This window comes from uncultured Mobiluncus sp. (assembly GCF_947087965.1).
Taxonomy (GTDB): Bacteria; Actinomycetota; Actinomycetes; order Actinomycetales; family Actinomycetaceae; genus Mobiluncus.
In genome coordinates this window covers 136,783-152,927 of sequence record NZ_CAMUES010000002.1, presented here as the reverse complement: position 1 = coordinate 152,927, position 16,145 = coordinate 136,783, and the positions used below count along the sequence as shown (strand labels likewise).

Here is a 16,145-nt window from a genome sequence, read left to right as displayed (position 1 = left end):
AGTACCAACAAATAATGACATTGCTTCTTTACTAATCGATTTTCTGCTGATGTGGGCGGATACCCAGCGGATAAGCAAAACAGAACCGGTACCTCACTCACCCATAATGGTGATTTCGTCAGGTTTCTGGGGTAGGACTTTGCGAATGTAGGAATCGATGGCCTCCTGTAAGCTGACCTGTTCCCCGCGGTTTTCTGACAGGTACCAGCGGTGATCCAGAATCTCATGAAACACCTGAGCTGGCTCCAGCTTTGACAGCAGTTCCTCCGGGAGGGCCGCCAGAATCGGCTCGTATACTTTCGTCAGCCACCGGTGCGCCACCACGTCAAGCGGTACGTTTTCGAGATGATTGAGCATTCGGAAAGTCTGCATATCGTTGATCATGCGCCGCCCCTGGTTTTCCTGAACATCGAGACCGGTCAGGCGCATTACCTGGCGATGGTAGTGCCCGGAATCCACGACCTTAGGCTGAATCAGCACTTGGCGAGCGCCGTCCGCGGTGTTGGTCTTCATCTTAAGCTCGCCTACGTCGAAGCCCAGATCATTCAAACGTCGAATGCGGTCTTCGATACGCCAGGTTTCATCAGCGTCGAACGTCTCTACAGAGGTCAGTTCATCCCACAAGGCGTCGTACCGGTCCTGGAGCAGATTACCAATTTCGATGGTGTCAGCGGCTTCGTCAAGAGTGCCCCCGGCCTGGAGATCCATCAGCTCACCGATGATGTTCACTCGAGCAATTTCGACATCGTAGGAACGTTGTCCGTAAGTCAAGCCTTCAGGATGCAACTCCCCAGTTTCCGCGTCGACCAGGTAAGCGGCAAATGCTCCGGCGTCACGCCGAAATAGTGTGTTGGAAAGCGAGACATCTCCCCAATAGAACCCCAGCAGATGCAACCTGACCAGCAGCACCGCCAGAGAATCGATGAGGCGAGTGGCGGTCTCGGGACTCATGTTCGCGTTAAACAAAGTCCGGTAAGGCAGGGAAAAGGGCAGGTGATAGGTCACCAGGGCGCTGTTGAGCTCTTCCCCGTCAGCATTGGTACGGTGAGTGACATGGGCTAGCGGTTGTACCACCGGCTGTTCCAAACGCACCAGATCACGCAACAGGGAATACTCGTGACGTGCCTTTTCTTCAGAAATTTCTTTCACCGCGAGGATTCGCGGTCCGAGGTTCACGAAACGCACAACGTGGCGTGAAATTCCGTGCGGGAAAGAGGCGATATAGCGCTCTGGCCATTCTTCCAAGGGTAATTCCCAAGGCAGATCCAGTAAAGCGGGTTCCGCGGTGGCCGCGGTCACTGAGAACGTCACTCCCCTAGTGTAAGCTAAGACAATAATTAATTATTGATTCCAAGCTGAAATTTTCTGAGAAAGTGAAGTATTTGATGAGCCGAAAAATTGGGTTTGACCATGACTTATACATCAAAATGCAGTCCACACACATCGCGGAGCGTCGCCAGGAAATCGGGGGGCGGCTCTACCTGGAGATGGGTGGCAAGCTCTACGACGATATGCACGCCTCCAGAGTCCTGCCAGGGTTCACACCGGACAACAAGATTACGATGCTGCGTCAGTTAAAGGACGAAATTGAGATATTGGTTTGTGTCAGCGCCTTGGATCTACAGCGGCAAAAACGGCGTGCTGATTTGGATATTACTTACGAAGATGACGTGCTACGGCTCATCGACGTGTTCCGCGAAGGCGGTTTCTTGGTGGAAAACGTTGTGATGACCCAGCTCGCGGACGACAACGCCCTGGCTTTCGCGTTCAAGGAGCGTCTGGAACGACTGGGGTTGAAGGTCGCCAGACACCGTATTATCGAGGGGTATCCCTCGAATACGAAGCTGGTTTTGTCCGAGGATGGTTTCGGCCGGAATGACTATGTGGAGGTCAGCCGCGACCTCATTGTAGTTACCGCCCCCGGCCCGGGGTCCGGCAAACTGGCAACTTGCCTCTCTCAGGTCTACCACGACAATAAACGCGGTATCGATGCCGGATACGCCAAGTTTGAGACTTTCCCAATCTGGAACCTGCCCTTGGAACATCCGGTGAACTTGGCTTACCAAGCCGCCACCGCGGACTTGGAGGACATCAACCTCATCGACCCCTACCACTTGGCGGCACACGGTGTGCAGGTCACCAGCTACAACCGCGACACCGAAACGTTCCCACTGCTGAAAACCATGTTGGAACAACTCACCGGTAAATCCCCCTATCAAAGCCCTACTGACATGGGTGTAAACATGGCGGGCTACTGCATCAGCGACGACGAAGTGTGTCAGGAGGCCTCTCGTCAAGAAATTATCCGCCGCTACTATAAGGCTTTGGTTGAAGAGGCACGAGACGGTCGCGATTCTGAGGAATCCAACCGGATTGCGGTGTTAATGGCAAAAGCGGGCATCTCCACTTGGGAACGTCGCGTAGTGGGAGCCGCCCTGGAAGTCGAAGCCGCCACCAACCAGCCCGGCAGCGCTATTGAACTGCACGACGGCACGATTATCACCGGCAAGACCTCTGCCCTGCTGGGCTGTTCCGCCGCGATGCTGCTGAATGCGCTGAAATACCTGGCGGATATTGATCCGGAGCTGGACCTGCTATCTCGCGAGTCGATTGAGCCTATCCAAACCTTAAAGACCCAGCATTTGGGCTCGCGCAATCCCCGCCTGCACACCGATGAAGTGCTGATTGCCCTGTCCGTTTCCGCCGGGACTTCTGCCGAAGCCCGCGCCGCGCTGGGGATGCTCAAGGAACTCGATGGCACGAACGTACACACGACCACTATCTTGGGGTCGGTGGACGAAGGAATCTTTAGAAACCTCGGAATCCAAGTCACTTCGGAACCCAAGTTCCAGCGCAAGCGCCTGTACCGCAAACGCTAGAACATCCCCTTCCGGTGTGACTCTGAACTTTTACTATAACCATTCGGGTGAGCCCCTCAGGAGCTCACCCGAATGCGTATCGCTACCAGGAAGCAGCTCTTAAACCTGGTGATAGCTGAATAAGTATTGCCATCACGCTAGTGCACCAGAGCCAGCTCGGACCAGTGCGTAGTGCCGCGGTTGGATAGCATTTCTCGCTTCATAGTCCAGTCCGGGGCAGCTTTCAGTCCTGCCAGACCCAGCCCTACAGAGCCCTCCCCCACCGCCGCGTTGACCCGGTCAATAATTTTTCCCCGCCGCAGCGCTTCCGGATCCGGAGCAAACATGGGCAGCGGATCCTGCGGGTCGGGCTTGCCCAGGTCTGTCAGGCAGATGCCCGCCCGCACGTAATCCGCTCGCGGATCAACTTGTCCCAGCAGGACCTTTGCGGCCGCTTTCAGGACTGTTACCGGGTCGTCAGTGCGCGGGTGCAGCGGAGCCATCGCGCTGATTCGTGAGAAAGGCTCCTTGTACCAGGCGGTAGAGGCAAAAGCCCACAGAGCCCCGGCGGTCATCTGTTGGCGGCGCAGACGGCGCGTCACATTTTGGGAGTAAATGGAGAGGACCTGATAAGCCTGGGTGACTCCGCGCACCGGCGTGGAAAATGAACGCGAATACATGACCTGATAAGTGCGCACCGCATCCCGCTCAATAATCTCGATGCAGGGCACCCCATTGAGCTCCAGCACTGTTTGCTGCAGATTTACGTTGAAACGGCGGCGAATTTCGCTGGGGTCAGCCCTCTGTAGTTGCAACGCATCCGTAATCCCCAGAGCCTCCAGGCGTTTTTTCAGACGTCGCCCTACTCCCCACAAATCGCCAATCTCGGTACCGCGTAAAATCCGGTCGTGCTGGGCTGGGGTATAAGCATCCCAGCTGGCTACCCCGCCCAGGGCCGGGGTATGTTTAGCACCGTGGGAAGCGAGTTTCGCTAAAGTCCGGGTCGGGGCGATTCCGACCGAAACTGGCACCCCCAGGTCGTGCAGGATTCGGGACCGTAAACTGCGGGCTATACCTAGGAGCTCCGCGGGTCTGCCGTAGAGCCTCAGGAATGCCTCATCGATGGAATAGACCTCTACCGAGGCGGAAAACTGGCGCAAGATCTCCATAATTCGCGCCGAGATAGAGCCGTAAAGTTCGTAGTTACTGGACCGGGCGACCACGCCACAGGCCTCGGCCCATGCCCGGATTTGAAACCACGGCATGCCCATCTTAATGCCCAAGGCTTTCGCCTCCCGCGAGCGCGCTACCACGCAACCGTCATTGTTAGACAACACCACTACCGGACGCCCGGAAAGCTCCGGATGGAAAATCCGTTCGCAGCTGGCAAAGCAAGAATCGACGTCTACCAAGGCAAAGCGATGCACCAGCCCGTTCTGGCATTCCTCCGTCTCACAGGTTATTTCCCCGCAACTGGGAGTGCGCTCGAGTGCGCGGCGGACCCCTGGGCTCAGAGTCGGTGCAGACATCGCGTCACCACTCCCCAAATTTGCAATTCGGAGGGGTGCAGTATGGGATAGGTCGGATTAGCGGGGTGCAGTTCCGGGCCGCGAGCCCCAAAGTGCAGGCGTTTCACCGTCATTTCACCGTCAATAACGGCAATAACGACATTGCCGTCCCCCGCTTCTAAGGAACGATCCACGATGAGTTCGTCCCCGTCGCTGATGCCCGCGTTAATCATGGAATCCCCCGCGACCCGCACCAGGAAAGTCGCGGGTCGATTGCGGATAAGATGTTCGTTCAAATCAATGTCACGGTCGAAATAATCCTGAGACGGTGAAGGCCAGCCAGCCGGCACCAAATCCGGCGCAAAAGGAAGACCGGGGTGCGGCGCTGACTGCGCTAATGCGTAGGAGCGCCACGATTTCACAGACCGCTTATCTTCGAACATATGTTCGATTTTAGCATGTTTTATCCCGTTTGGTCAGAAAGACAAAAATTCGCGGCAAGCCCGAGGGCTTACCGCGAATTTACAGTCAAAACGCCTAGCTGTTAGGCGGCTGCCGAAACCAAATCCAATCCCAGGAAATCCAGGGCCCGAATCCGGCGAGCACCGCCCTCGTTCAAGTCCCGCAGAGCCGACTCAATCATCGGATCATGACGGTAAGCGTCAAACCAAGGACGCACTACCTCGGACAGAATCGACCGAGGGGACAAGTTTAGAGCTTGGCGGTCAGAGTTACGGTCAAAAAGTGACCAGGTGAGATGATGCATAGATTCATTCATATTCATTATGTTTTACCTTCTTCCTCTTCATCCTCTGAGGGGCGGACGCATAGGTTGCGCCGGTAACCCCCCGCAGTAAAACCCCCTTGGAATTACTGCTTCAATATGACCATTGTACCGTAACACTCGTAAAATAGCTGTTTAATCTGGGTTAGGACCAGGTACAAGTTTATTTTTCGGGGTTTTTTACAGCATCGGCGGTCGTGTTTATCTCGGCTTCAGATTCGGCGTCACAAGGGGATTGCCCCCGGTCAGGCTCTGTGGGTGGCGTTTTCGGTGAATCCGGGGCGGGGTGTGAAGCCTCAGTTAAGACAGCAGGCAGTTTGCGGTGCCGAGCCGCCGCGAACACGGCTAGTCCCACAACGGCGATGACGCCAGCGACGACTTGGAACCAGCGGACTCCCCCGGCCACCGTGTACTGGTAGTCGATACGTACGAACTCCAGGAAAAATCGCCCCAGACTGTACAGGAACAGGTACAGACCAATGATTTCCCACGCGCACAGGCGTCCCCAGGACTGACCCGTCGCGGGGCAAACATTGACTTGTTGCGCAAACTCGGAATCATGGGAACGCTTGCGAATCTTTTCATACAGCAGCAAGATACCCATGGCCAAAAGGTTCCAGATGATTTCATAGAGGAAAGTCGGGTGGAACAGGGTTCCGGGGGCTGTGTTTGCCGGAGCCATCTGGGGGCTAATCTCTAGCCCCCAAGGGAGGGTCGTGGCCTTGCCGTAGACTTCCTGATTAAAGTAATTGCCCAGGCGGCCTAAGGCTTGTGCGGCCAGAACCGTGGGTGCCAGGGCATCTAAGAACACCCCCAGGGGTTGCTTCTTGAAACGCAGGAAGCACACGGCGGCGAGGAATCCACCAATCAGACCACCATAGATGGCCAAGCCGCCTTGCCAGATGGCAAAGGGTTTCCACCACGGGATACCCGGACCAAAGTAATCTCCGGGATAGGAAAACACCGCCATAGCCCGCGCCCCAACAATGCCCAGGAGGCAAATCCAGATTCCGATGTCGCCCACCAAGCCGGGGTTCCCTCCGCGGGATTGGTAACGCTTGGAGGTCCAAAAAATCGCCAGCGCCATGCCCAAGATAATCCAAAATGCGTACCAGCGAATGGTGAGCGGCCCGAGGCTGAGCAAAATCGGCGAAGGCGGGGAGGGAATGCTGGTGCAAACGGCAGAAAAAAGGCAGTGTGAGGAAAGCGGCACCGAAAGCACTGCGGCAAAAGGCAGGGAGAACATCAATCGTGCCCCTCGGAGTTATGACGATAGCGGGAGGCTCGGTCGGGCCGCAAAGCGGGATGCTGGGCCGCGGAAGTCATCTTGCGCAACAGGCTCACGGGATCCGGGGAACGCACCAGCGCCTCGCCGACCAAGATAGCGTCAGCCCCGACTCGGGCATAGTCAAAAACTTCCTGTGGGCCGTGGACCCCGGATTCGGCCACCACGGTGATGTCGGGGGGAATCACGTCAATAGTTTGCTCGCACATGGACAGGTCTACCGCACCCGTTTCCCGGTCCCGGGCATTGATGCCGATGAGGCGCGCCCCAGCGGAAATGGCTTGGCGTGCCTCCAAACGAGAATGGCATTCCACTAGGGCGCACATACCCAGGGAATGCGTCCGTTCCACCAATGCTTCCAGCACCATCGGCTCCAGTAGGGCCACCATCAGCAGCACCATGTCCGCACCCATCGCCCGCGACTCGTGAATCTGGTAGGGAGTGACGACGTATTCTTTCCGCAACATCGGCACGTCCAGTGCGCGGCGGACCTGCACGAAGTCTTCGGTGGTGCCCAGGTAATTGGGGCGATCAGTCACCACGGAAACCGCTACTGCCCCTCCTTCGATGTATTCCCTGGCTAACTCGACCGGATCTTCAATGGGATTGAGAAAACCTGCTGTCGGAGTCTGCCGTTTAATTTCCCCCATAATGGCCACAAAACCGGGGCGGGAGTGCAGTACCGCCAGGCCGTCTTTCGGGCTGGGAGTGTGGCGGGCCTGTTCTTTCACAAGTTCCAAAGGCAGGGTGGCCTCACGCAGGGCCACCTCGGCTTTGGCTTGGCGATAAAACTCCTCATACGTCAGCATCAGCGTCCCACCGTCTCTATCGGCCGGCCGTCGGGTCCGCACGAGGGTGGGGCGACATCGGCGTCCAATCGCGCTGGTTCGATGACTCCTCCAGCATCAAAGCAAGACCTGGTGCCGGTATGGCAAGCCGCACCTACCTGTTTGACCTGGAGCAGCAACGCGTCTCCATCACAGTCAATCTCGATGTGGCGCAGGAATTGAACGTGACCGGAAGTATCGCCTTTGCGCCAGTACTCCTTACGGCTGCGCGACCAGAAGGTGACCCGCCCCTCGGAGAGTGTGCGCGCCAAAGCCTCATCGTCCATATAGCCGACCATGAGCACACGCAACGTGTCAAAATCTTGGATGACCGCAGCAAACAGCCCCTGAGCATCACGTTTCAGACGCTGGGACACATCATCGGGTAATTCGGTCACGGAATTATATTGCCAGCTGACGGGATATTTACCCAAATCGCTGAGAGCAAAATTAATTTTCAAAATGAAAAGAGCAGTAACTCGTCACGAAACAAGGTCGCAAAAATTTCACGCTTTACCGCAAAAACTAGCGAATCGGGAAGCCCGCCGCGCTGAGAGCTGACTTAACTTCAGCGACTGTAATCTCACCGAAGTGAAAGACGGAAGCGCCCAACACCGCATCCGCCCCGGCTTGTGCAGCCGCCACAAAATGTTCAACGTTACCCGCCCCGCCCGAAGCAATGAGGGGAACGGGACAGACCGGACGCACCGCCTGCAGCATCTCAATATCGAAGCCGGCCTTGGTGCCGTCAGCATCCATCGAGTTCAACAACACTTCCCCGGCTCCGCGTTCACAAGCCTGACCAATCCATTCCAACAGGTCAATCCCGGTCGATTGTTTGCCGCCATGCGTGGTGACTTCATAGCCTGAAGGGGTGCGTACCCCACCCTGTACCCGCCTGGCATCGGCGGACAGCACCAACACCTGCACCCCGAAGCGGGACGCAATCTCGGTAATGAGTTCCGGACGGGCAATCGCGGCGGTATTGATACTGACCTTATCGGCACCGGATTTCAGTAACCGTTCCACATCGGCAACGCTGCGCACGCCCCCGCCGACCGTTAGGGGGACAAAAATTTCACGAGCGCACTGCTGCACGACTTCTGCCATCGTCGCCCGACCCTCCACGGAGGCCGACACGTCCAGGAACGTGATTTCGTCCGCTCCGGCTCCGCAGTAGCGCGCCGCCAGCTCGACCGGGTCTCCGGCGTCGCGCAAATTTTCAAAGTTGACACCTTTGACTACGCGGCCCGCGTTCACGTCCAAACAGGGAATGACACGCACTGTTAGGGTGTCGTCGGCATAACAATTCGGCATTTGTCACCTCAAGATTCTTTCGTCACTTCGGGATTATCCCAAGCCGCTAAAATGTCCACCACCAGGATGGTCGCCTGGTTGCCAGAGCCTTCGGCAGGCGGCACCTCCAGGAGCATCCGCGAACCAATCTTGCGGTCCACAATGCCGCGCGCCACCCCCTGCTGCACTTTATCATCAAGTTTCAGCTTCACCGGCTCGGACCAGTGGTCTTTCAACAACGCAGGTGGATTCGAGTAAGAAAATTCTTGATATTTCACCAGTACGGTTTGACCGGGTGCAACCGTTGCCCCAGAGCCGGTTATCAAGGGGTAAAAACGAAAATCGCCGCTAAAGTCCGAAAGAATCGCCAGGCGCACCTGGCCCTGGTCTTCGCTTACGGACAGCCCAGCATCGGGCGGCAAGGCTGCCATCGGGGAGTTCAGGGATGTTGGGATAATATCGATAACCCCGATTTCCATGGTGGAAGTACCCTGTTGTTCGACAGGTTGTTTCAATAGATAGCGCGAGCCTTCGGTGGCGCCGCGCACCGCGTTATACAGTTCCGTACCAAAGACCTTGGCCGAAAGCGGGCCGACCAGCACGGATTCATCGCCAGAGGTGGACTGCAGTTTCCCGGTCATTCCGGAAAAGACCGTGACCCGCAGCGCCACGATGGAATCGTCTTTGATCTGTTGTCCCCTACCTTTTATCAAAAGTTCAGTGGAACTTTTTTCCAGAGGGATGGGTTCGGACAGAGTCAACACAGGTTGGGCGCCAATTGCTCCCAAGACTTCGATTTTTGATTTCGCGGGGTCGCTGACGGCCACGGCACTGCGGTACCACATAATCAACAGCAACAATGCCACGCTCAGCGCCAGCAAAATCCCCAAGGTGAGGGCAATCGGAACAACTTTCGTTTTCGCCAACGGCTTCGGAGTCCGGGGTAAAGATGCGGCACGACGGAGTTTTGCTGCTCGGCGCGGACTGTGAGTTTTCGGCTTTTTCGATTCCGCTACAGCCAGGTTTTGTACATCTTCACGCCGCAAACTGACCGTGGGCACGACTTCGGGAGGAAGGTTTAAAACCGAGTCTCGCACCGGAGGTTCTGGCAGCGCGGCAACCTGAGCTGGCGTGTCCGCAACGGCGAGAGACGGGATTGCTGGCGCTTCCGGGGACACGACAGGCAACGCAACGTCAGGACCGGCAGGTACTGGACGCGAGGTGAAATCCAGTTGACGGGAGGCCGCGGCGGGAGTTTGCACTCCCTGGCGTACCGCCGAGCGAGTGGCTCGGCGCGGCAATGTGCTTGACCTTGGCGGTAGTGAGGAGGGCACCTCCAAGTTTGCCGGGTCCAAAGACCTGGACACGGGATTTTCCGCCGAAAGCGCCGGGGAGGGAGCGGGCGTATCGCCTGGTGGTGGAGTTTGACGAAGCTGGGATTCGGCTCTGCGGGTCATCTCTTGGAAAGACTCCAGGTCCTCGAAACCGTTCGCCTTCAGCCAAGAGGTCAGTAAGTCCTTGGCGCCGTCCGTCATCGGCGGGGCGGCCGGGGCGGACTGTTGCTCGGCAGCTTGCGCCTGCATTCTGGCACGCCGGCGTGGCGAAAGGTTCGGGTCAACCTCACGCCTGACGTAAGTTCCTGCATCAACCGGGCCCGCGGCTCGGTGCGAGGAACGCCGGGGAGTTTCTTCGCTCAAGCTGCCTCCATTGTTTTCATAAGCATATCGACTTCCGCGCTGTCAACCGCGAAGGGGTCGCTGAGTGTCACGGTTCCCAACCCTGATTCCGGCAAACGCAAATGAGTCCAATCGGCTTGCAAATCCGCCCGGTGTTCTCGCGCCGCGGCAATGAACGCGCCGCGTACCTTGGCGCGAGTGTTTTGCGGAGGCACATTTTTCGCAGCCTCAACTGCGTCCGGGCGGGTCAATCGGGTTGCTAAGCCGCGCTGATCCAGGCGAAGTCCGCCGGGAGTGATGTCGTGGTATGCCAAATCCAAACGAGCCATCTTCGGATCGCCCAACGCCAGATTATGGCGCTGGCGCAGGCCATTGAGCAAAGACAACTTTGTCGCCCAATCCAGCTGGCCAGTCAAAACCTCCAAATCCTGATTCCGCAAAGCCTCTAACCATTGCCCCCACTGGGCCAACACCTCGCGGTAACCCGCACCCAACTCAGCCCCGGAGAACACGTCAGACAGACGGTCGCGGAAAACCTCTTGCACGTCCAGGGCACTGTAGCGCCGGCCGTCCGTCAGTTCCACCCGGACTTGTCCCCCAAAACTCGTGACGTCCGAGGTAATATCGCGTAACGCGGCGATGGGCGAAACCAGAGCTAGGTCGGAGAAATCCACCCCGGCCTCCAAAGCGGCCAGCAACAGGTTCATCGTCGCAATTTTGAAGCGTGTTGGAGGCTCCAAAACGTTGGAATCCCCGACAATAACATGCAGACGGCGATACCGTTTCGCGTCCGCGTGGGGTTCGTCACGAGTATTGACCAAAGGACGGGTGGAGGTCGTGGCGGCGGAGACTGCGTCATCTATCTGGAAAGCTCGCTGCGAAAAGCAAAAGCGGGTTTCGCCCTGGATTCGTAGCAGGGCGCCGGCTCCGGTAAAGACTTGGCGCGTCACCAGGAATGAGACGAGGGAATCAACCAGGGAACGAAACTTCCCGTCCCGGTACAGCAGATAGTTTTCATGACAACCGCATGAGTGACCCGCCGCGTCCAGGTTGTTCTTAAACAGATGTACCTGGGTTTTCGTGCCAGTTTGGGCACTCAGGCGCTCGCTGGCTCCACCAGCCATATCTGCCAGGATTTCCGACCCGGCACGATCCTGGTTCAACACATCGTCCAAGCTCAGACATTCGGCCGTAGCGTATTCAGGATGGGACCCAACATCGAGATAGAGGCGTGAACCATTGGGGAGGAACACTGAAGTGCTTTGGCTGCGGGCTAACACGTCATGAAACAACACCCGTCCGGCCTTGTCGGCGTCCACCACCGGAGCACCGCCCGACACCGCGGCGGCGAGAATGCCGTATTCCGTTTCGATACCGAAAATGCGGCGCGGCAACTGTTCCAGGTGAGCGTTTCGCGCCAAGGTTCACTCCCCGCCTTTTTGCACAAATCCTTGCACAAAAGTACCGGCGTCCTCGGCGACAAGGTCCTCAATTTCATCGAGCAAGTCATCCAGTCCGGCCGGTTCTTGAATCTGACCGCGTCCGAACGGGACCGCGCTCGAGTCAGGTGAGGCAGGAGTTCCCGGATAATTCGTCTGGTCTTGTTTCATAACAGTCTCCATTGTGCTACTTCGTCTAATTCATTAGGTTATGCGCTATTGACGCAATTACGAAGTTGGAGCCTCATCCGAGAACGGATCCAGTAGGGAAACGCGCTGCAGCCGGTCCCACCCGGCACGTACTACCAACGATGTCCAACTGGCTGCGACCAGGTCTTTTCGATGAGCTACCGCATCCCCCCGCACTTTTGCACGAGTGCCGGTAGGAGGCTGGGTAGCCGCCAAAATAATTTCGGTAGCGGGCGCGACATCCTCAACATGGCCTTTGGCTCGCAGTTTATCCACCGGAGACAAACCGGGGCGCAAATCAGCCCACTGAATATCCAGGGCTGCCAGTTTCGCGCTGGACCATCCCCCGGGAATCCGCTCGCTTAGAGCCTGGAAAATCGTGCGTTTCGCCACCCACTCGATGCGCCGCGCTGCGGCTCCGGAATCTTCGCGCAGCATTCGCACGGTATCTACCCAGGTCAGAGCATCAATGAGGGCATCCGCCACTAATACGTCCCGGTCTAAGGAATGTAAGAAATCCGCCACTGTATTCGCTGCCGCCCACTGCCACTCCAAAGCACTGCGTTCTGTCCCGTCAGCACACCGCAGGGTCGTCACAAAGTCAATATCGTGGGAGACTTGCCACCCAGCTTCTACCGGATCGCACTCCAGGAACAGGCCCTCTACCGGCGGGGCACTGTGACTGGACCTCCAAGCTGCTTCCAGAGCCGCCAACCACGCCCTAGTCGAAGCGACTTTTACCAGGATAGAGCCGGGGAACCGGTTGGCATCGCCGTTGATAACGTGCAGGCGGCGCCACTTTGAATCGGCATGAGATTCGTCACGAGTATTGACGATGGGACGGTTGAAAGTCGTTTGCAAACCAACCAAATCCCCCACGAAATCCGCGCGCTGCGACATTTGAAAACCGCAAGTTTCACTGTTTTTCCCGATACCGACCCGGCCCGCACCGCAGATAACCGGGCGTGTCACCAAAAACGGCACCAGGCAGTCGCGTAGCAGCGCAAACGGCACTTCCCGGGCCAACAGATAGTTCTCGTGCGAACCGTATGCCAGCCCTTTGGAATCGGTGTTGTTCTTGTACAGCGCAATCGGAGAATCGTAGCTGGCGGCTATACTCATGGCTCGTCTGGCCACGTATTCCCCAGCTACGTCCCACACCACCGCGTCGCGGGCGGTCAACACTTCGGGAGTGGAGTATTCGGGGTGAGCATGGTCGACATAGAACCGTCCCCCATTCGTCAACACCACATTCGTGAGCATGGGAGAGGATTGACCCACCAGTTCCTGCGCTGAAAACGTGTCATCCGCGGTAGCGTCTGCAGGGGAAGCTGCCGGGGCAAACCGGTGGGGATCATCGGTCAGCATGGTCGGATTAGCGCTGGCACGTTCCAACCGAGTGCCGCGCAGGTCGTTCAAGGGGTCTTCCCCGTCCCAGTCCCAACCAATCGCCCGCCCGTCAGGACGCAAACTCGCCTGCCAAGAACGCACCGCTTGTGCTGCAATCACGGACAAACCCTCGGGACTATCCCGCAGACTGGGATTTGCGTAAACTTCTGTATCCGGGTCGTGCGCGATGCCATACTCGGTTTCGATTCCTACCACACGCTGATTTGTCATCATTCCGGCCCCTGACTAGGAATATGACGGGTCGCGGACTACCCCGCTGGCGATACAGTTGATTCCCAAGTCTCGTGCCAGAGCTTCCGGGGGTAGCAGCGCCGTGAGCGCCGCGGTCTGAGCGATTGTGTCCGTGAGCGCGGCGTTGAGGTCCTCCAGACGAATCCCACGACCCTCGCCGTTCAGTTCGCGGCCTATGGCCAGATTTTTGGCTTGGTTCGCAATCGAAACCAGTAAAGCCCCGGAAATCATGTCGCTAAAGAACACTTTGCGTTCCTGCTCTTTGCCCCCCACCTCAACGTAGCGCAAGGTACACAGATAGGTGGCTGGCTCCTGGACAAATAGGCGATTGACCGCGGCCTCCACCAGGTTTACGGCAAAAACTGTCGCTCCCCCGGCAGCGTTCATCTGTACCTCATCGAAAGGGGTCGCCGGACTGAGATGGTGCGCCAAAATACCGCGTGCAGCTGACGCATCCGGACGCCCCACGCGAATTTTGACGTCAAAACGGCCGGGACGTAGCAGCGCCGGATCAATCATGTCCTCCCGGTTCGAAGCGCCGATGACGATGACATCGCGCAGTTCGTCCAAACCGTCCATCTCGGTTAACAGTTGGGGTACCAGCATATTTTCCACATCGGAGGAAATGCCCGAGCCGCGGGTACGGAACAGGGCCTCCATCTCATCAAAGAACACCACCACAGGGTGAGTACCCGCCGCCAGTTCCCGGGCGCGGTCAAAAATGGCGCGGATCTGCCGTTCGGTTTCGCCCACGAACTTGCTCAGCAGTTCGGGGCCTTTCACGGAGAGGAACACGCTGGGTTGATCGTATTGCACCGCCAGAGACGTGGCTACGGCCTTGGCCAGCATGGTTTTGCCGCAGCCCGGAGGCCCGTACAGCAAGACTCCTTTCGGTGCACTCAGTCCGTAAGAGGCGAACAGATTGCGATGGGTATAGGGCATCTCTACGGCAGCGCGGATATGTTTGATTTCCGTGTCGAGCCCCCCGATATCGTCATAGGTGACTTCCGGAACTTCGGGCTGCAGGGCCTGTTCCACGCCGGCGCTTTCCAGCAGTTCCAGTCCCCAACCGGCCCGCGTATCCACCAACAGGGTGTCGCCGGCTTTCAGGGTTTTGGCGAATCCGGCACGCAGGCGCACTACAATTTCAGTGCCGCTGGACAGCCGCACGACCGCCCGGTCCATTTTCAGGTCACGAATGACCGCCACGCTCCCAGACAGGGCCCTGGTCGCAAAGCCCACAACTACCGGGGTGGCGTCTATCCACACGGCGTCCCCCGGCTGCAGCTGGTCCACCCCCGCGAATTCCTGCACCGCCAAGCGCACGTGTTTGCCTTCCCAAGCGACCTCGGCCAGTCGGGAGGGTTGGCTCGCGTCCGCACCGGGTACCTTGTCGGTGGAAAACCCTTCAAAAATAGCTCGCGACAAGGGAGGTTGACCGATTTGTCGCAGTTGGGAGCGCAGGGACTCGAGTTGCGTTTTTGATTCTCGTAGGGCGGTTTTCAGGCGGGCGTTGTGTTCGCCAACGGAGATGACCTCACGTTTCAAGTCCTCAATACTCGTGTCGGAATCATTCATCGTTTTCCTCCTCAAGCACGGTGCGGCGATCCGCCTGTTCCCGCTGGTAGGCAGCTTTTTCCTGGGCATCCCTGATGACGCGACGCAGTTTTTGGTCCGAAATCGGCCGTGACGCTTCGTAGTCAAGGTTGTCGTTTTCCCACAGGGCATCGCAGGGGTCGAACTGACCAACCGCTTCTTCGCCGTGCCGAATGGAAGTTTCGCCGTCAGCCAAACGGCGGGCCGTAAATATAAATCCGGTGTGGGCAATCATGCGGTGATCGGGTCGCACCGCCAAACCGTCAACGTGCCAGGGTCGGACCAGGGACTCCCAGGAGCGCAAGGCCGTGAAACCCCCGAAGTTTCGTAAGTCTTGGACCATCCGCGCCAGCTGAGTAATGGTAGTGAGATAGCAGGTCAACACCCCACCGGGCACCAGCACCCGATGAACCTGTTCCAGGTGCTCCCACGGTTTCAACATATCCAACACCACGCGATCCACCGTCTGGTCCGCCACGCCCTCGTGCAGCCCCTCACTAAGATCAGCCAGACGTAACTCCCAGTTGTCCACTTCCCCGCAGAACCACATTTCCACGTTGCAACGCGCTACCTCAGCAAAATCTGGACGCACCTCAAAACTGGTTACGTGCCCGGACGGCCCTACCGCCCCCAGCAGGCTCATGGTCATCGCACCGCTGCCCACCCCGGCTTCAACAACGGTAGCGCCAGGGAAAATATCGCCTTCCATCACGATTTGCGCGGCATCTTTCGGGTAGAGGATTTGTGCCCCGCGCGGCATGGATAGATGATAATCAACCAGCAGGGGACGCAGCGCGGTGAAGCGGTGTTCGCCGCGCTCCGCGGGAACAATTGTGCCCTCCGGTTTCCCGATGATTTCCCTGTGGTGCAGGGCTCCTTGATGGCATTGGAAATAGCCGTTTTCGCGCAGCAGGGTCGTATGCACCCGACCTTTTTCGTCGGTCAGTTGGACCCACTCTCCACTGCGAAAAGGGCCGCGGCGGCGCGCTGGACCGCCGGGAACGGATGGTTTTTCCTGAGATTGAGCCATAACCTTTATCTTAACC

The 16,145-nt window shown here is 57.7% G+C and carries 15 protein-coding genes; 1 reads left to right on the top strand and 14 read right to left on the bottom strand.

The features are described from left to right. Window positions 1-93: 93 nt before the first annotated feature. Window positions 94-1,311 carry a DUF4032 domain-containing protein gene (locus Q0V70_RS02735; protein WP_297588112.1) on the bottom strand — a complete coding sequence of 406 codons (1,218 nt, stop codon included), beginning with the start codon at window positions 1,309-1,311 and terminating at the stop codon, window positions 94-96. A gap of 74 nt (window positions 1,312-1,385) precedes the next feature. On the opposite strand from Q0V70_RS02735, the gene Q0V70_RS02730 reads away from it, so the two are divergent. Continuing rightward, the gene (locus Q0V70_RS02730) at window positions 1,386-2,879 is read left to right on the top strand and encodes a DUF1846 domain-containing protein (protein WP_296179800.1); all 1,494 of its coding nucleotides are present in this window, start codon (window positions 1,386-1,388) and stop codon (window positions 2,877-2,879) included. A 137-nt stretch (window positions 2,880-3,016) separates the two neighbouring features. Here the strand turns inward: Q0V70_RS02730 and Q0V70_RS02725 are convergent, their stop codons facing one another. From Q0V70_RS02725 to Q0V70_RS02665, 13 genes are all read right to left on the bottom strand, one after another. Then, window positions 3,017-4,387 (bottom strand): Y-family DNA polymerase, encoded by a 1,371-nt coding sequence (locus Q0V70_RS02725; RefSeq protein WP_297588109.1) that lies wholly within the window; start codon window positions 4,385-4,387, stop codon window positions 3,017-3,019. Next, the gene (umuD, locus tag Q0V70_RS02720) at window positions 4,369-4,809 is read right to left on the bottom strand and encodes a LexA family transcriptional regulator (RefSeq protein WP_297588106.1); all 441 of its coding nucleotides are present in this window, start codon (window positions 4,807-4,809) and stop codon (window positions 4,369-4,371) included. Before umuD ends, Q0V70_RS02725 begins: the two co-directional genes overlap by 19 nt. A 101-nt stretch (window positions 4,810-4,910) precedes the next feature. Beyond that, entirely contained in the window at window positions 4,911-5,150 is a 240-nt protein-coding gene (locus Q0V70_RS02715) for a hypothetical protein (RefSeq protein WP_297588104.1), read from the bottom strand. A gap of 163 nt (window positions 5,151-5,313) precedes the next feature. Then, window positions 5,314-6,396: a prolipoprotein diacylglyceryl transferase gene (gene lgt, locus Q0V70_RS02710; protein ID WP_297588102.1), complete on the bottom strand. Its 1,083-nt coding sequence runs from the start codon at window positions 6,394-6,396 to the stop codon at window positions 5,314-5,316. Continuing rightward, complete coding sequence (locus tag Q0V70_RS02705; protein WP_297588099.1) at window positions 6,396-7,244, bottom strand: indole-3-glycerol-phosphate synthase; 849 nt, start codon at window positions 7,242-7,244, stop codon at window positions 6,396-6,398. Before Q0V70_RS02705 ends, lgt begins: the two co-directional genes overlap by 1 nt. Continuing rightward, a complete protein-coding gene (gene hisI / locus Q0V70_RS02700) occupies window positions 7,244-7,660 on the bottom strand; it encodes a phosphoribosyl-AMP cyclohydrolase (protein ID WP_297588096.1) in 417 nt (138 codons plus the stop codon). The genes Q0V70_RS02705 and hisI overlap by 1 nt, the downstream gene beginning before the upstream one ends. 127 nt (window positions 7,661-7,787) lie before the next feature. After that, window positions 7,788-8,579: an imidazole glycerol phosphate synthase subunit HisF gene (hisF, locus tag Q0V70_RS02695; protein WP_295026670.1), complete on the bottom strand. Its 792-nt coding sequence runs from the start codon at window positions 8,577-8,579 to the stop codon at window positions 7,788-7,790. A gap of 8 nt (window positions 8,580-8,587) precedes the next feature. Beyond that, complete coding sequence (locus Q0V70_RS02690) at window positions 8,588-10,255, bottom strand: hypothetical protein (RefSeq protein WP_297588093.1); 1,668 nt, start codon at window positions 10,253-10,255, stop codon at window positions 8,588-8,590. Next, window positions 10,252-11,655 (bottom strand): proteasome accessory factor PafA2 family protein, encoded by a 1,404-nt coding sequence (locus Q0V70_RS02685; RefSeq protein WP_297588090.1) that lies wholly within the window; start codon window positions 11,653-11,655, stop codon window positions 10,252-10,254. Before Q0V70_RS02685 ends, Q0V70_RS02690 begins: the two co-directional genes overlap by 4 nt. 3 nt (window positions 11,656-11,658) lie before the next feature. After that, window positions 11,659-11,856: a ubiquitin-like protein Pup gene (locus Q0V70_RS02680; protein WP_282921544.1), complete on the bottom strand. Its 198-nt coding sequence runs from the start codon at window positions 11,854-11,856 to the stop codon at window positions 11,659-11,661. A 45-nt stretch (window positions 11,857-11,901) separates the two neighbouring features. Further along, window positions 11,902-13,485 carry a proteasome accessory factor PafA2 family protein gene (locus Q0V70_RS02675; RefSeq protein WP_297588088.1) on the bottom strand — a complete coding sequence of 528 codons (1,584 nt, stop codon included), beginning with the start codon at window positions 13,483-13,485 and terminating at the stop codon, window positions 11,902-11,904. Between the two features lie 12 nt (window positions 13,486-13,497). Continuing rightward, window positions 13,498-15,081 carry a proteasome ATPase gene (arc, locus tag Q0V70_RS02670; protein ID WP_297588085.1) on the bottom strand — a complete coding sequence of 528 codons (1,584 nt, stop codon included), beginning with the start codon at window positions 15,079-15,081 and terminating at the stop codon, window positions 13,498-13,500. Continuing rightward, a complete protein-coding gene (locus Q0V70_RS02665; protein ID WP_297588082.1) occupies window positions 15,074-16,129 on the bottom strand; it encodes a tRNA (adenine-N1)-methyltransferase in 1,056 nt (351 codons plus the stop codon). Before Q0V70_RS02665 ends, arc begins: the two co-directional genes overlap by 8 nt. Window positions 16,130-16,145 lie beyond the last annotated feature (16 nt).

Bases quoted from the DNA above. Each gene is read 5' to 3' on its own strand.
- Q0V70_RS02730 (WP_296179800.1), top strand. From the start codon at position 1,386: ATGAGCCGAAAAATTGGGTTTGACCATGACTTATACATCAAAATGCAG.
- Q0V70_RS02725 (WP_297588109.1), bottom strand. From the start codon at position 4,387: ATGTCTGCACCGACTCTGAGCCCAGGGGTCCGCCGCGCACTCGAGCGC.
- umuD (WP_297588106.1), bottom strand. From the start codon at position 4,809: ATGTTCGAAGATAAGCGGTCTGTGAAATCGTGGCGCTCCTACGCATTA.
- Q0V70_RS02715 (WP_297588104.1), bottom strand. From the start codon at position 5,150: ATGAATATGAATGAATCTATGCATCATCTCACCTGGTCACTTTTTGAC.
- lgt (WP_297588102.1), bottom strand. From the start codon at position 6,396: ATGTTCTCCCTGCCTTTTGCCGCAGTGCTTTCGGTGCCGCTTTCCTCA.
- Q0V70_RS02705 (WP_297588099.1), bottom strand. From the start codon at position 7,244: ATGCTGACGTATGAGGAGTTTTATCGCCAAGCCAAAGCCGAGGTGGCC.
- hisF (WP_295026670.1), bottom strand. From the start codon at position 8,579: ATGCCGAATTGTTATGCCGACGACACCCTAACAGTGCGTGTCATTCCC.
- Q0V70_RS02680 (WP_282921544.1), bottom strand. From the start codon at position 11,856: ATGGAGACTGTTATGAAACAAGACCAGACGAATTATCCGGGAACTCCT.
- Q0V70_RS02675 (WP_297588088.1), bottom strand. From the start codon at position 13,485: ATGATGACAAATCAGCGTGTGGTAGGAATCGAAACCGAGTATGGCATC.
- arc (WP_297588085.1), bottom strand. From the start codon at position 15,081: ATGAATGATTCCGACACGAGTATTGAGGACTTGAAACGTGAGGTCATC.
- Q0V70_RS02665 (WP_297588082.1), bottom strand. From the start codon at position 16,129: ATGGCTCAATCTCAGGAAAAACCATCCGTTCCCGGCGGTCCAGCGCGC.